The sequence below is a fragment of the Oleiphilus sp. HI0043 genome (assembly GCF_001634935.1).
In genome coordinates this window covers 1-908 of sequence record NZ_LWEY01000365.1, presented here as the reverse complement: position 1 = coordinate 908, position 908 = coordinate 1, and the positions used below count along the sequence as shown (strand labels likewise).

Below are 908 nucleotides of genomic sequence, written 5' to 3'. Positions count from 1 at the left end.
CTAATGGAAAAAAGGTAGCTGTACTCGCTGTCGACCCCAGCTCTCCTCTACGTGGAGGAAGTATCCTTGGCGATAAAACCCGCATGGAAAAACTTGCCCGTGAAGACAATGCCTTTATTCGCCCCAGCCCTTCTGAAGGCGCGCTAGGTGGCGTCGCGCTTAGAACCCGTGAGACAATGCTCCTATGCGAAGCCGCCGGCTACGATGTAATACTCGTAGAGACCGTTGGTGTAGGCCAATCCGAGTATGAAGTCGCCTCGATGGTCGATTTCTTTCTCGTATTGATGCTTCCTAACGCTGGAGATGACTTACAAGGCATCAAACGAGGCATTATGGAGCTGGCGGATGCCTTAGTCGTTAACAAAAGTGATGGTCCTAACCAAGGCTTGGCTCAGCAAACCAAAAACCACTACAGTAATGCCTTTCACCTCTTACAGCACGATGGTTTTTGGAAACCTCAAATTCTCACCTGCTCATCTCTTGAGAACACCGGAATTGAGACTGTATGGGACATGATTCTGGACTACCAGGAACAAGGCAAAAGCCACTCCAATGAAGAAGGCCTTAATCTATTTGAGGATAAACGCGCCCGACAAAATAGAGAATGGTTGAACACCTTGGTAAAAGATATGTTGGAACAGGAGCTTAAAAGTCACCCTCCAGTTCAATCAGCACTACCTAAGCTCCGCTCAGCTGTGCAGGAAAATAGTGTAACCCCCTACTCTGCAGCACATCAAATCATTCAGTTATTTCTCAACAAACAAGACCCGTCTTGACTATTTACCGCCCCTTAGCGAGGACCCTATTGCTATCAGCCTGAGCTAATCACGACAGGCAAGGGTTCGAATATATCTGCCAACGCTAAACTAAAAAAGCCCGATTAAGTAACCGGGCTTGATAACAAACTA

1 protein-coding gene is annotated in these 908 nt (G+C 47.4%); it reads left to right on the top strand.

Annotated elements, in window-relative coordinates; all coding sequences use genetic code 11:
• Positions 1 to 776 (top strand): methylmalonyl Co-A mutase-associated GTPase MeaB (meaB, locus tag A3729_RS05045; RefSeq protein ID WP_082882008.1); only part of this gene is annotated, 776 nt, incomplete at its 5' end.
• Between the last annotated feature and the right edge of the window lie 132 nt (positions 777 to 908).